This window comes from Pedobacter sp. ASV12 (genome assembly GCF_016429155.1).
In the GTDB taxonomy this organism is placed as follows: domain Bacteria; phylum Bacteroidota; class Bacteroidia; order Sphingobacteriales; family Sphingobacteriaceae; genus Pedobacter.
On the sequence record NZ_JAELUC010000007.1, the window covers coordinates 22,344 to 37,437 of the forward strand.

A 15,094-nucleotide genomic window follows, 5' to 3' on the forward strand; every position below is an offset into this window, starting at 1 on the left:
TGCTCGATTGATCGTTTGCAGTTCCTTTTCGGCAAAGGATGCCCAAAGGAAGGGTTGGTTCAAAAGTAACCTTTAATCGCGATCAGCTAAACCCATAAGCCAATAAACAAATGAACCAAAAATAAACAAGTTACATCCACATGAAAAAACAACTCACCTTAACCTTTTTTGCTTGTGCGCTCGCCTGGGGGGCAAGTGCGCAAACTACAACCAAAGATCCGGCTACCGTGCTTATTTCGCCACAGCATACCTTGTCTAAAGACGATGTCGAGTTTAGAAAAGCCATTAGCGAATGGAGCGACAATACGTTAAAAAGCACCGACTATAAAAATATCAAAGCCCATCCATCGGCCGCCATATTTCCAGGCGCACCTAAAGCGGGCTATAAATTTATCGACCGCGAAGTGGCCATCAGCCATCAAAAAATAGCCGATAGCTTGGTCGATATTGTTTCCACCCTGGGCTACTCGAGCCCTTGGGCCAATAACCTGTACAGTACCGGCCTGTATGCCGTTGCCGGCGAATACATCGAAGTGGTTTTGCCAAAAGACATTGATGCCAAGGAAGTGAGCGTGCAGATTGGTTCGCAGTCAGACCGCCTCAACACTTGGGTAGCCGGTAAAGAAGACTGGCGCCGCATGCCGATTATTACCAAAAGACAGGAACTCAAAAACGGCAGCAATAAATTGGCTTCGCCTTTTGGTGGCTTGATTTACATTTCCATTTCGCCAAAGAGCGCGAACAAAAGTTTTAAGGTAACCATCAAGCATGCCATCACTTCGCCTTTGTTTGTATTGGGCAAAACCAGCGACCAGGAGTGGGCCGAGCAGCTTAAAAACAACAAGGCTCCATGGGGCGAAATGGCAACCGAAAGCGTGATTTTAACTTTGCCCGATTCGGTATTGCAAACTGTTAAAAATCCTTCAGAAGTGATGAAGCTCTGGAATTTGATCGTAGCCGGAGAAATGGAACTGGCACAGATCAATCAGCCTTTTTACAGGGCACAGCGACTGGTGGTCGACGAGCACATCGGTGGCGGCTATATGCACAGTGGCTATCCGATTATGATTCACCATTCGCCAAGCAAACGAATGCTGTCTAACGAAATCATGGCCAATCCGGCATTGTTGATGAAGCCGAGCAAAGGTGGTGCAAACTGGGGCTTTTTTCACGAAATCGGCCATAACATGCAAAACCTCAACTGGGTATTTGGCGGCACTACCGAAGTGAGCAACAACTTCTTTTCGCTGTACATGTTCGATCGGTTGATGGGCGGACACGACGATTCGCACTCGGGTGTTTCGAGCGAGAACACACAGAAGCAGATGAAAAAGTACTTTGCCGATGCGCCTAGCTACGAAAAGTGGAAGAAAGATCCATTCCTGGGCCTCATCATGTTCCGCCAGATGCAGGAAGGATTTGGATGGGAAAGCTTTAAATCCTTTTTCAGGGAATACCAAAAACTGGGACCAACCATTGGCCGCATGAACGACCAGCAGAAAATAGACCTTTGGGTAAAAACCTATTCCAATATTGTGAAAAGAAACCTGGTGCCATTCTGGAAAACCTGGGGTATTCCGGTAAGCGATTCGGTAGACAAGGAATTGTCGGTTTATCCAAAATGGATGCCTTTTAACTTCCCGCCACAGAATTAAATCCTTATGAAAGCACTATTGATCAAGAAGATTGCGTGCCTGGGCTTGTTGTGTGGCGTGTTGCAGGTTGCCTGGGCGCAAAACGAAACCAAGCACAACCTTGTTTTTAACAAATTGGCCAATAAGTGGGATGAGGCCATGCCTTTGGGCAATGGCATGCTGGGCGCCTTGGTTTGGCAAAAGGGCGACAAACTACGACTTTCTTTAGACCGCGCCGACTTGTGGGACGAACGGAAAGCGCTCGACATGAGCAAGCTCAACTTCAAGTGGGTAAAAGAGCAAGTGCTCAAAAAAGATTACCGTCCGGTGCAAAAAATCGGCGATGAGCCTTACGATAATGTGCCTTACCCGACCAAGCTCCCTGCGGCGGCTATCGAGTTCGACATCAGTGCCTTGGGCAAGGTAAAATCTAACGTGCTCAGCATCAAAGAGGCACTCAATACCATCAAATTTGAAAACGGAACGGTATTTAACTGTTATATTCATGCCACTAAACCAGAAGGCTATTTTAGTTTCGAAAACCTCAAATCAGCCGCTATTTTGCCTCAGCTTATGGTACACAACTATAACACCAGCGCAAATGGTACCAATGATAATAGCCATGCGGGCCAGGGATTGGGCAAACTGGGCTATGCCAAAGGCACGGTAAAGCAAACTGCCAATAGCATTGTCTACCATCAGCCTACAGCCGATGGCCATTATTTTGAAGTGCTCATCAAATGGCAGCAGCAGCCAGGCCATAAAATCATTGGTTCATGGACCATCAGCAGCAATAAGCCTGCGGTAATGGCCAACCTGTCTACCCAAGTAAAAGAACCAACCGGCTGGGATACGCACTTGGCGTGGTGGAAAAACTACTGGAAGCAATCGTCGGTTAGCTTGCCAGATACCTTGCTCGAAAAACAGTATTACCTCGAGCTGTATAAATTAGGTTGCGTATCGAGAAAAGGAGCGCCAGCCATTACCCTGCAAGCCATTTGGACAGCCGATAACGGAAGCTTGCCTCCTTGGAAGGGCGATTTTCACAACGACCTGAATACCCAACTCAGCTATTGGCCGGCCTATACCGGCAACCGCTTGGTCGAAGCCGCCACCTTTACCGATTGGCTGTGGAAAATCAGGGATAAGAATTTGGCCTACACCAAACAGTATTTTGGGGTAGAAGGCTTAAATGTACCCGGTGTGGTTACCTTAAATGGCGATCCCATGGGTGGTTGGATCCAATATTCGATGTCGCCAACGGTAAGTGCCTGGGCATCGCAGCATTTTTATTGGCAATGGAAGTACTCGATGGACAAAACCTTCCTGAAAACAAGGGCCTATCCTTACATCCACGATGCCGCTACTTATTTGGAAAATATTACTTACGTTGAAAACGGCGTACGCAAACTGCCGTTAAGCTCAAGTCCAGAGTATAACGACAACAGCATTAATGCCTGGTTTCTAAACTGGAGCAATTTTGATTTGGGCCTGAGCAAATTCCTGTTCAAGGTCGCCGCCGAAGTAAGCCAAGCCAACGGGCAAGCGGCCGAAAGCCAACATTGGCTGTCGATATTAAAGCAACTGCCTGATTTCGAAGTGAACGAGACGGGCTTTACCGTTGCCCCAGGCCAGAACCTGAACAGCTCACATCGCCATTTTTCGCAGTACATGGCTATTTATCCGCTGGCCTTGCTTGATGTAAACCGCGGGGAAGACAAGTTGCGCATCAGCAATTCGCTAAAACGCATTGAAGAAAAGGGCACCCGTGGCTGGTGTGGCTATTCGTTCAGCTGGATGGCTTCATTGTATGCCCGTGCCTACGAAGCCGATAAAGCCGTAAAACAGTTACAGATTTTTGCCAACAACTTCTGTTCGCCTAACAGCTTTCACCTAAACGGCGACCAAAAAGGCGGCCAATATTCGGGCTTTACCTACCGGCCCTTTACCCTGGAAGGCAATTTTGCCTTTGCGCAGGGTGTAAACGAACTCTTGCTGCAAAGCAGGGAAGGCTATATTGAGGTTTTTCCTGCCGTGCCACGCGATTGGAAAAACGCTTCGTTCGAAAACCTGAGGGCAGAAGGCGCCTTTTTGGTTAGTGCCCAAAAGCAGAACGGCGTTCCGGCAAAAGTTAGTATTAAGGCAGAAAAGGGTGGTTTATTGGCCATCAAACTGCCTTTTAAAATAGCTGTCGTAAAGGAAATAGACGCCAAAAGAGTAAAATTTGGACAAGACGGTTTGGCGCGGGTAAGCCTAAACAAAGGCGAAAGCATTAGCTTCGAAAATGGTTACGAATAAGAAACAACGATGAAAAAAAACATGCCTATCCTGCTTGGTCTTTTTGTGCTTCTGGCATGGCCAACCTATGCACAGCAAAAAACGAAAAAACCAAATATCATCTTTATTTTAACCGACGATTTGGGCTATGGCGACGTCGGGGTTTTCTTTCAAAACCAGCGGGCCCAGCAAAATAACAAGGCCTTGCCTTTTGCCCTAACGCCAAGTTTGGATCAAATGGCAGCCAACGGAGCCATTTTAACGCAGAGCTATTGCGCCGCACCGGTTTGTGCGCCGTCTAGGGCATCGATCCTTTTGGGCCAAAGCCAAGGGCATGCCAACGTGCGCGACAACCAGTTCGACAAGGCCTTGGCCAACAACCATACGCTGGGTACCGTGCTGCAAAAAGCAGGCTATAAAACGGTAGCCATTGGCAAATGGGGTTTGCAGGGAACGGGCAAAGACTGGCCAGCACATCCGCTAAATCGGGGCTTCGATTACTTTTATGGCTACATGCGCCATTCGGATGGGCACGAACATTATCCCAAAGAGGGCATTTACAGAGGCAAAAAGGAAGTTTGGGAAAACCGAACCGAAGTCTCGGCCGCACTCGACAAATGCTATACCGGCGATTTATGGACGGCAAAGGCCAAAGATTGGATCATCCAGCAGGCCAAAAGAAGTGCCGACCAGCCCTTTTTTATGTATTTGGCTTATGATACGCCCCATGCAGTTTTGGAACAGCCAACGGGTTCCTATCCGCAAGGCGGGGGCTTAAACGGTGGATTGCAATGGTTGGGCAAACCTGGCGAAATGATCAATACCGCGCATGGAACACCCGATAGCTGGACCGACCCGTTGTATGCCCATGCCACTTATGATGACGATAAAAATCCGGCCACACCCGAAAAGCCATGGCCCGACACCTATAAACGTTTTGCCACCACCACCAAACGCCTCGACGATGAAATTGGCGATTTGTTGAAGCTGCTGAGCGACCTAAAGATAGACGATCATACTTTGGTGATTTTCAGCTCAGACAACGGCCCTTCTATCGAAGCCTACTTGCCTAAGCCCAACGTACCTTACGAAGCCAATTTCTTCGACAGTTTTGGCCCTTTTGATGGCATTAAAAGAGATGTGCTGGAAGGTGGCATGCGCATGCCGGTCATTGCCCAATGGACCAAACACATTGCACCGAACACTGTAGTGGCTTCGCCCAATATTTCGTACGATTGGATGCCGACCTTTGTGGAGGCGGCGGGTTTAAGCGCACCGGCGGTTACCGATGGCGTTTCACTGTTGCCTTCGTTGTTGCAAAAAGGCAAGCAAGCCCCTAGTTTAATCTATTCAGAGTATTTCGAATCGGGCAAAACGCCAAACTACAGCGAGTATGCACCCAACAACCGTGGCAAGCTGCGCAACCAGATGCAAATGATCCGCATTGGCGATATCGTGGGGCTGCGTTACAACGTCAAATCGGCCAATGATGATTTTCAGTTGTTCAACGTGGTTAGCGATACCCATCAAGCTACCGATTTGGCCAAGGACAATGCCCAGTTGCAAGCACAAATGAAAGCCAAGGTGTTGCAGCTGAGAAGAAGCGATGCAGAGGCCAAACGTCCCTACGACGAGGAGCTTGTACCTGCCATAACGCTGGCTGCACCCCAAGCAGGAGCAGTACTGAAGGCCTTTAACGACAAAGCTGCTTGGGTGCCCAAAACCGGAGGCCTATCGGCCCTGCGTACAGTTACAACCAACGAAATTGCCATTAAGCCGGTAGCCAAAGCTAATGTTTACGAGTTTTCGGGCTATATCAAAGTTGCCAGTGATGGTTTATACACTTTTGCTTTAAGCACCAATGGCAAAGCCTTTTTGCGATTGCACGAAGCGGTAATCATAGATGCTGATTATGGCTATGTGGCCAATAAACAATTGCAGAACAGCATCAGGCTCAAGGCAGGCTACCATCCGTTTACCCTTACCGTTAAGGATGCCAAAACCATCAAGCTTTTATGGGCCGAAGATGGTGCAAGTGCCAAAGCAATCGGCGTTGGTAGTTTATACCATTAATCCATTGAAAAAGAAATTAATTAAAATAGGTTAAAACAGTTAACCGAGCTTTGTTTAATCAGATCAGAACAATAGCTTTACATACAGAATAAGGACCATCTAACCAAATGAAAACTAAATTAACCGCTGTTGCAGGGCTATGGTGCTGTGCATTGTTTGGCCATTACGCTCTGGCCCAAACTGCCAAGGTTGACAGCTCGCACGTACAAACATTGCGCATCGACCCGAACGCCGCCATGGGTGCGCCAGTCTCCGAAATTTTCGATGAGGTAAGCTTTACGCCCCTAGAAACCACTAAAGAAAGCCTGTTCGGCGCTATTGCCCAACTCGAAATCTTAAACGATCATTACGTCATATTCGATTACGACACCAGGGCTGTTTTAATCTTTACCAAGTCCGGCAAGTACAAAACCAAAATCGATGCATCCAAATTGCCATTCGATGCCGATTCGAAGGAACAAGGTATTTGGGGCTTCAACCTGCAGGAAGAGAATGGGGTAGGCTATATCCAGATTAATTCGAACAAGTTCTTTTTTTACTATGATATCAATGGGAAATTGGTTAAAAAGGTCAAGCCCGAAGATATGCCCGATAACAGGAAATATTTTAATGATAAGGTCAATTATGTTCGGGTTAACTATATCGCCAAAAAAGACGATTCGATATCGTATGATGTAGGCATCTACAATAAAAACAAAGGAATTTTAACCTATTTCCCTTTCAAGACCAACCGCTACAACGATGACGATTTTATCGGGGCAGGCGAAAATTTTTGGCTCAGCGAGCAAAGAGACCGGTTTTGGTTTACCCGCTTTTACGATTATTCTATCTTTGAGGGCAACGCCAATGGCCTTTCGCTCGCTTACAGGCTGATCTTTCCGATGAACATGTCGTTGCCCAATGATTTTGTTACCAATCCCATCTACAAGAAAAAACGCACAAAGTACTTCCAAGACAACAGTGGCAAGGTTTACAGTCTTGGCAATGTGATGTTTATTGGCGATAACCTGCTCTTTAGGTTAGGCGTTTGGAATGGTGCAAAAAAGAATATGCTGGCCTACAATGTTAAATCGGGTGCCTTGTTGTCTATGAATGATATCGAACCCGACGAAAAGAGCTTCTATTTGCCTATCAATGATTCTGGAGTGGGCTATGATTTTCTAAATAGGGGCTTTCTCTTGTACAAAGACAGCTATTTGTACACCAGTTATTCCTCACTCGCCATGTTTGCCTTTAAGGAACAAAGTGCCAGCAAAAACCCGAAGTATAATGCGGTTTTAACCGATTATTTTAAAACGCAGAATAGAAAGAGCAATCCCGTAATCATCCAGTTAAAACCTAAGAAAAACTAAGGTCTATATGCGTTTGTATAACGTTCTCCTTATGGCCATGCTATTGGCCTTTACCTCTCATTTTTGCGTCGCCCAACAAGCCAAGCCAGTGGCGCCTGGAAGCGTAAAGGGCATTTTAAGAGACACGGTGCATAAATATGTGGTTAAAACAGCCACCATTTCTGTTTACCGCGAAAAAGACAGCACTTTGCTCAATTACCAGTTGAGCAATAATTATGGCGAATTTAATGTAAAAAACCTGCCCGTTGGCATTCCGCTAAGGCTGGAAGTAAGCCATTTGGGCTATACAACCCTCGACCAAAAGTTTACCGTTGGGGCCAGCACCAATGTACACGATTTTGGTACCCTGATTTTGAAGGTACGCGATTTTACCCTCAAGGAAGTTGTGGTGAAAGTGCCACCCATCAGCATGAACGGCGATACCCTCGAAATCAATCCGGCTGCCTTTAAGCTTGATTCGAATGCCGTTATAGAGGATGTACTCCGTCGCACGCCAGGCATTACCCTTTGGGGCGATGGTGCCATTACCGTTAATGGCAAGGCGGTTACGAGTGTTTTTGTGGATGGAAAGGAATTTTTTGGAAACGATCCTAAAATCGCTCTGCAGAACATCAGCAAGCAGGCAATCCAAAAAGTACAGGTATATAATCAAAAGAACGAACAAAATCCGCTCGATTCGAACCTCATCATGAACCTCAAGCTCAAGACCAGCAAGAAATTCGGCATGTTTGGCAAAATAGGGGCGGGTTTAGGCACCAACAAACGATATGAAGCCGATGGCAACCTGAACATCTATACCTCAAAAATGCAGGTGGGCATAGTGGGCGCCAGCAACAATGTAAACAAGACTGCCAGTAGTGCATCTACATTATTGTCTAACAGCACTTTTAAGGGTATAGGGGCGAATATCAGCTACCAACCCGATTTTAGGGCTACAGGCATTGCCAAGCCCAGTACCGGTGGCTTGATATTCAAATATGATTTTAAGGAAAACCCCGACTACAACAAAAGAAGTAGCTTGTCTGTGAATTACTTTGGCCAAAACCGCGATTTCCAGAATGAGTCGCAGAATGAAAGCATCACCACCATTGCCAATGCCGACCAGCTGTACGGCAGCTCCAGCAGCAAGAGCCATTCCGATTATAACATCCAAAACTTGGATGCCATGTACCAATATGCCAATAAAAACCACACGGTAGACTTTACACAGCGCTTAACCAAAAACAATTCGCAAAGCAACAGCCAGTCGCTAAGCAGTTCGTTTGATAACCAGCGGGTATTGGTGAGCCAGAACGCCGCGGTAAACACCAGCGAAAGCCAAACGACCAATTTTCATTTTGCCGCTAATTACCGAAAAAGCAAATTCGATTTTACGCCGAAGGCATTTAGGCTGTTCAACTATATCAACGTTAACTATGCCTTAGATGCCAATTCGAACCAGAACCAGAGCAACAGCCAGTCCGATTTCAGGTCTTTCGTCAATACATCGACCAGCAGAAAACTAGAAAGGCGCTATGATAACCAAGTCGATAATACCCAGCAGAGCCTGGTCTTGGAGCTCCCTCAAATGACCAACATTTTTAAACTGAGCCGGTTTACTAGCCGTCTGGGCATGAGTTTGAAAAATTCGCTTAAACTGGGCAATACCAAGAGCATTAACCTGGCCGAAGACTTGGATGCCCTTACGGGTACCTATAAAAACAACAATTACCTGAGCAGCCGTTTAACCACCAATCAGCTAGAAGAACAGCCCGAACTGAATATACAACGGAGCTTTGGAAAAAGCCTGGCCAACCGCTTTTCTAAGAACCTGAGGTTTTCCGTTGGGTTGAGCCAAAGTATTATTGTGCAGGACAATAAATCGACGAAGAGTTTCCAGAACATCCGCAAAACCTATAGCCGGTTTTTGCCTAATGCCAATATCAGCTACTCTAACTTCCAATATGGCGATTTTTTTGAATCGATCAACATCACTTACCAGCAGAATATGCGTATTCCCAACATCAACCAATTGGCGCCGCTAACCGACAGCATTAACCTTTATAGTATTCGCCTTGGCAACCTTGGCCTGCGCGAGGCTCAAGTACATGGTTTTAGGTTTTCTTATAGCCATACCGACCAAAAAAAGAAGAACACCTTTAATTATAATGCCAGTGTCAATGCCGAAATGGTCAACAACGGCTTTGCCGACAGCCTTTTTGTGGATGCGCAGAACCGGCAGGCCAGCTATACCGTAAACGTTAATGGAACACGCACACTCAATGGGTCTATCAGTGTTAATAAGGCCTATAAGCTTAAAAAAGGCGAAATACAGCTGAGGCTGAATTCGAATATCGACTTTTCGAAAAATCCAGGCTACGTTAACGGCGTGCTCAATTTTTCCAACTTGCTGCGAAGCAATAATGCGCTCAATGTTTTTTATACGCTCAACGATAAGCTGGCTGTAGAAGCCAGTACCAGCTTTAGCCCTTCGCGTTCAAAGCAACGCAACTTTAATACCGAATATAGAGGAGCCAATTATATGAACAGTTTGAGTGCCAGCTACAATATCACCAAAAAGCTGACGCTGAGCAGCAACATTAATTTCAACAAGACTACGTCTAACAATACCGACGCCATCAATTTTACCATCTGGAATGCCAATGTTACTTACCGCTTCTTCAAAAATAACAGCGCAGAGTTTAAATTGGCCGCGTTAGACCTGTTGCACCAGAATACCAGCGCGATCATTTTTGCCAGGGCCAATGGGTTAACCACGGGCACGCAAACTGTTTTGCAACAATATTTTATGACTACTTTGTCTTATTACCCACGTATTTTCGGTACGCCTGATAAGAAAAAATAATAGAATGGCAGGCCGGAGAAGCCAGTTTTGTTTTTTTGAAAAGCCAAGACCGCATTTCATGGCAAAGCTCGCCCTGCTGTCCGCTTTACTTCGTGCCCGCTGCCATCAGGTTTAAGCAACAATGGCTGTGCTGCCCACAAAAAAAATCCCCGATCGAATTAACGGTCGGGGATTTTTTTTGCGAATAAACTTGGCTTACCAGTAAATGGTATAAAGTGCGGTTAGCAAGGCAATGATCACTAATGCGCCGATGGTAAAGCTTTTCGAAGTCTTGAACATGCTCGTGTCAACCTCGAGGCCTTTAGGAGTAACGCCCTTTCTGTTTTCGATATTGGTAATAATGCTCATGCCTATGATACAGAGGATAAACACAATGCCCATTCTGTCGATAAAAGGAATTTCGTAAATGCCTTTGTTGTCATAATTAGGCTGGAACAAGCCATAAGGAGTTAAGAAGCTGAGGTTTGCCCAGTTTGGCAGGAATTTCAAGACGATAGAGAAAATAAAACCTCCAATGGTCGCGAATAAGGCTGCGTTTGAAGTCGTTCTCTTCCAGAAGAAACCCAAAATAAACATGGCAAAAATACCCGGAGAAACGAAACCGGTGTATTCTTGGATATAGTTAAAGCCCTGTTTGCCTTCACCCATGAGCTGTTCGCCTATAATGACAGAAAGCACAACTGCAATTAAAATGGACACAATTACCGTAATCTTTCCAATGCCAACCAGGTTCTTTTCGGTTGCCTCTTTGTTGATGGCTTTTTTATAAATGTCTAAGGTAAAAATAGTGGCAATACTGTTGGCCTTGCCGGCCAACGAAGCTACTATGGCTGCGATAAGTGCAGCAAAGGCCAAGCCTTTAATGCCTATTGGAAGCAGGTTCAGCAAGTTTGGATAGGCTTTGTTTACGTCTACAACGCCTTTCGAATCCAGCATTTCGGTATGGAACATGCCGTATTTGGTGTAAAGCACATAGGCCGCGATGCCTGGCAATACTACAATTACGGGCATGAGCAGCTTTAAAAAGGCCGCAAATAGAATGCCTCCACGGGCTGTTTTCAAATCGGCGCCCAAGGCACGTTGCGTGATGTATTGGTTACAGCCCCAATAGTTAAGGTTTACGATCCACATACCGCCAATTAATACCGAAAGGCCCGGTAGGCTTACATAGTTTTTGTTATCCTTGCTAAAAATCATATGAAAATGGTCGTTGGCCTCGCTTTTCAGTATGTTTAAGCCATTTAATAGGCCGCTTGTGCCAGATTTGGTGGCAAGTAGCTCAAGCGCAATATAAGTGGCCACCAAGCCGCCCAAAATAAGGAAGAAGACTTGGATAACGTCGGTGTAGCCAATTACCTTCATGCCTCCAAGGGTAATGATGATGGCAAATACGGCAAGTAGGATAATACACAAAAAGATATGCAGGCCAGAAATATTGCTGATGGCTAAGGCACCAAGGTATAAAATCGACATGAGGTTAACCACAATATACAACATCAGCCAAAACACCGCCATAATCATAGCCACCGTGCCGTTGTAGCGCTGGTGCAGGAATTGGGGCATGGTAAAGATCTTGTTTTTGAGGTAAACCGGAATAAAGAACACAGCGACAACAATGAGGGTGGCGGCAGCCATCCACTCGTAGGTGGCAATGGCCAGGCCCATTTTAAAGCCCGAACCGCTCATGCCGATAAACTGCTCGGCCGAGATGTTGGAGGCGATTAACGAGGCGCCAATAGCCCACCAGGTTAATGAGCCTTCTGCCAAAAAATAGTCTTTCGAGTCGCCGGTTTTTGATTTCTTTTTGTAGTAGATGTAAAAGCCGTAAGCTGCTACAACGATGAAATAGATTAAGATTACAATATAATCCTTAAAGTCCAACAGGTTGTTTTTCATTAAAAAATATTTGGTTTAAAGTTTAGGTTTTCTAAATGTACAAAATCAGCATTTATCATTTTTAATTCTAACAAGATTATTAATGAACAAACGTTTGCGTTTGAGCGGATTGTCTTTTTCAACCGCAACTTTGCTACCCATATCCATCCTATGGATCAGATATATCGGTTAATCAGGTTTTCTAAATACTCCTGCCTGCCGCTGCGCTTTTCTGGTTCGCCGTGGGTTGCGGCATGGTTCCTTAAATCTTCCAAACTCAATTTGCCTTGTTCAAAAGCTGCGCCATGGCCGCCATCAAAAGAGGCATAACGTTCTTCCCTTATTTTGGGGTAATCCGATTTTTGCAAAATGGCATCGGCAGTAAGCAGCGCCCGGGCAAAAATATCCATGCCTCCAATGTGCGCATAAAACAGATCGGCAGGATCAGTAGAATTGCGGCGGATTTTGGCATCGAAATTTACGCCTCCGCCCTGCAAGCCTCCACCTTCCAAAATGATCAACATGGCTTCGGTCAGTTCGTTAATATCATTCGGAAACTGGTCGGTATCCCAGCCGTTTTGGTAATCGCCACGATTGGCATCTATCGAGCCCAGTAAGCCACTATCCACAGCTACCTGCAATTCGTGCTGAAAACTGTGTCCAGCCAAGGTAGCATGGTTTACTTCGAGGTTAAGCTTAAAGTCTTTTAACAGGTCGTATTGTTGCAAAAAGCCTTTTACGGTAGCCGCATCATAATCATACTGGTGTTTAGACGGTTCGCAGGGTTTAGGCTCGATCAAGAAAGTACCTTTAAAGCCTTGCTTTCGAGCGTAGTCTTTGGCTACATGTAAAAATTGGGCTAAATGTTCCTGTTCGCGCTTCATGTTGGTGTTGAGCAGGCTCATGTAGCCCTCGCGGCCACCCCAAAAAACATAGTTTTCACCACCCAAAGCAATGGTGGCATCTAAAGCGGCTTTTACCTGCGCGCCGGCATGGGCCAACACATTGAAATCGGGGTTGGTGGCTGCGCCATTCATATAACGTTCGTGGCTAAACAGGTTGGCCGTGCCCCAAAGCAGCTTTACGCCACTTTCGGCCTGCTTTTGTTGGGCATAGGTTACAAGTTCCTGCAGGCGGCTTTCGTTGAGCGCCACATCGTTGGTGTAATCTACCACATCTACGTCGTGAAAACAGTAATAGGGCAGCTGCATCTTGGTCATGAACTCAAAAGCCGCGTCCATTTTGTCTTTGGCGCGTGCAATGACATCTTTTTGCTCGTCCCAGGGAAAAATATGCGTTGGGCCTCCAAAGGGATCTGCCCCGCTGCCGTTAAAAGAATGCCAATAGGCACAGGCAAATTTGAAATGCTGGGCCATTGTTTTGCCGGCCACAACACGGTTGGCGTCGTACCATCTAAATGCCAGCGGATTATCGCTTTGCAGGCCTTCGAATTGGATCTGGCCAATCCCCTTAAAAAATTCCTTTGCTCCTTTTGTTACTTTAATCATGTTTAAGTGTTTTGTGCTGGTTATGATGACAAGGCTTTATTGAGCAGCACTTTCCAGTCTTGGTAAATGCTTTCGTAGGCTTGCGCATTTTGAGGTTCAATGTATTGAAGCGGTTGATGGTGTGTAAAGGCATCGGCCGGACTGGCAAAAATTCCGGCGCCAATTCCGGCACCTAAAGCCGCACCTACGCTACCGTTGCTATCGTAAAGCGCTACTGGAATTCCGGTAACGTCGACAAAGGTTTGGGTAAATACTTCGCTCAAAAACAAGTTGGCCATGCCGGCCCTGATGACTTGGGGCTGCATGCCATTTTCGCGCAAAATATCCAGTCCGTACCTAAAGGCAAAGGCAATGCCTTCTTGTACGGCCCTAAAAATACAGGCTTGGTTGTGCAGGTTCAGGTCTATGCCCAATAACTGTGCGCCGGTATATTGGTTGTTCAGCATGCGCTCTGCGCCATTGCCAAAAGGCAGTACCCTTAAGCCCCGGCTGCCGATGGGAGCCTGCGCGGCCAGTTCGTTAAGTTGTGCATAGCTAAGCTGGGGCGCAAAGTTGTGTTTGGCCCAGCGGTATAGGCTGCCCGTTCCATTAATGCAGAGCAACACACCGATATGCTTTTGGGCAGGGGTGTAGGTTACATGGGCAAAACTGTTTACCCGCGATTGCAGGTCGTAGGTAAGCCGATCGCTAATGCCATAAATAACACCAGAGGTGCCTGCTGTGGCGGCTACTTCGCCGGGTTGAAGTACATGGAGCGAAAGGGCGTTGTTGGGCTGGTCGCCCGATTTATAGGCTACCGGAATATGCGGACTTAGGCCCAAAAGTTGTGCAATGTCTTCCTTCACATAGCCGTGTATGCCAAATAAGGGTTTAATAGGAGGGATGAGCTCGGTTGAAAAGCCGTAATAATCCATTACTTCGCTGGAGATTTCGTCTCGTTCAAAATCCCAAAAAACACCTTCCGACAGGGCGGCTATGCTGGTGGTGCTTTCGCCAGTGAGCTGTAGGGCAATGAAATCGCCGGGAAGCATGATTTTGTCGATTTGCCTGTAGATTTCGGGTTCGTGTTGTTTTACCCAGGCCAGTTTAGCCGCAGTAAAATTGCCGGGCGAATTGAGCAGGTGCTGCAGGCAATATGCCTGGCCGATGCTATTGAAGGCCTGTTCGCCCAGTTCAACGGCACGGCTGTCGCACCAAATGATGCTGCTGCGCAAAGGCCGCTGCTGTTGGTCAACCACCACCAAGCCATGCATTTGATAGGCAATGCCGATAGCTTTAATGGCTTTCGGGTCGAATAAGCCCGAAGCATTGAGCCTGAGGATAGCTTGTTGCGTATGTTGCCACCAATCCAAAGGCGATTGTTCGGCCCAGCCCGGTTCGCGCGATTGGATAGGCATTTCTTCATCGGGATATTGGGCCATGGCCACGGTTTTTTGGCTGCCTATCTCCACAACTGCTACTTTAATAGACGAAGTGCCTATGTCGATCCCTAATAAATACATGAAAGCTGAGTTTTTATATTTGGTTATG

General features: G+C 46.5%; 8 protein-coding genes. 5 read left to right on the plus strand and 3 right to left on the minus strand.

The window, feature by feature from the left end:
• Positions 1-140 precede the first annotated feature (140 nt).
• The 5 genes from JHD69_RS03740 (at position 141) to JHD69_RS03760 (ending at position 10,181) form a co-directional block, all read left to right on the plus strand.
• Positions 141-1,655, plus strand: a complete 1,515-nt coding sequence (locus tag JHD69_RS03740) for a M60 family metallopeptidase (protein ID WP_199137536.1) — start codon at positions 141-143, stop codon at positions 1,653-1,655.
• Between the two features lie 6 nt (positions 1,656-1,661).
• Entirely contained in the window at positions 1,662-3,932 is a 2,271-nt protein-coding gene (locus JHD69_RS03745) for a glycosyl hydrolase family 95 catalytic domain-containing protein (RefSeq protein ID WP_199137537.1), read from the plus strand.
• A gap of 9 nt (positions 3,933-3,941) precedes the next feature.
• Entirely contained in the window at positions 3,942-5,984 is a 2,043-nt protein-coding gene (locus JHD69_RS03750) for a sulfatase-like hydrolase/transferase (RefSeq protein ID WP_199137538.1), read from the plus strand.
• 107 nt (positions 5,985-6,091) lie between these two features.
• Entirely contained in the window at positions 6,092-7,336 is a 1,245-nt protein-coding gene (locus tag JHD69_RS03755; RefSeq protein WP_199137539.1) for a 6-bladed beta-propeller, read from the plus strand.
• A 7-nt stretch (positions 7,337-7,343) separates the two neighbouring features.
• Positions 7,344-10,181, plus strand: a complete 2,838-nt coding sequence (locus JHD69_RS03760) for an outer membrane beta-barrel protein (RefSeq protein ID WP_199137541.1) — start codon at positions 7,344-7,346, stop codon at positions 10,179-10,181.
• A 195-nt stretch (positions 10,182-10,376) separates the two neighbouring features.
• Here the strand turns inward: JHD69_RS03760 and JHD69_RS03765 are convergent, their stop codons facing one another.
• The 3 genes from JHD69_RS03765 to JHD69_RS03775 all read right to left on the minus strand — a co-directional run bounded on the left by JHD69_RS03765 (position 10,377) and on the right by JHD69_RS03775 (position 15,066).
• Complete coding sequence (locus JHD69_RS03765; RefSeq protein ID WP_199137543.1) at positions 10,377-12,077, minus strand: sodium:solute symporter family transporter; 1,701 nt, start codon at positions 12,075-12,077, stop codon at positions 10,377-10,379.
• A 155-nt stretch (positions 12,078-12,232) separates the two neighbouring features.
• The gene (gene xylA / locus JHD69_RS03770) at positions 12,233-13,564 is read right to left on the minus strand and encodes a xylose isomerase (protein ID WP_233165677.1); all 1,332 of its coding nucleotides are present in this window, start codon (positions 13,562-13,564) and stop codon (positions 12,233-12,235) included.
• A gap of 20 nt (positions 13,565-13,584) precedes the next feature.
• Positions 13,585-15,066 (minus strand): xylulokinase, encoded by a 1,482-nt coding sequence (locus JHD69_RS03775; RefSeq protein ID WP_199137545.1) that lies wholly within the window; start codon positions 15,064-15,066, stop codon positions 13,585-13,587.
• Positions 15,067-15,094: the final 28 nt, after the last annotated feature.

Coding starts and splice junctions, on each gene's coding strand:
- JHD69_RS03760 (WP_199137541.1), top strand. CDS start 7,344: ATGCGTTTGTATAACGTTCTCCTTATGGCCATGCTATTGGCCTTTACC.
- xylA (WP_233165677.1), bottom strand. CDS start 13,564: ATGATTAAAGTAACAAAAGGAGCAAAGGAATTTTTTAAGGGGATTGGC.
- JHD69_RS03775 (WP_199137545.1), bottom strand. CDS start 15,066: ATGTATTTATTAGGGATCGACATAGGCACTTCGTCTATTAAAGTAGCA.
- JHD69_RS03740 (WP_199137536.1), top strand. CDS start 141: ATGAAAAAACAACTCACCTTAACCTTTTTTGCTTGTGCGCTCGCCTGG.
- JHD69_RS03765 (WP_199137543.1), bottom strand. CDS start 12,077: ATGAAAAACAACCTGTTGGACTTTAAGGATTATATTGTAATCTTAATC.
- JHD69_RS03745 (WP_199137537.1), top strand. CDS start 1,662: ATGAAAGCACTATTGATCAAGAAGATTGCGTGCCTGGGCTTGTTGTGT.
- JHD69_RS03750 (WP_199137538.1), top strand. CDS start 3,942: ATGAAAAAAAACATGCCTATCCTGCTTGGTCTTTTTGTGCTTCTGGCA.
- JHD69_RS03755 (WP_199137539.1), top strand. CDS start 6,092: ATGAAAACTAAATTAACCGCTGTTGCAGGGCTATGGTGCTGTGCATTG.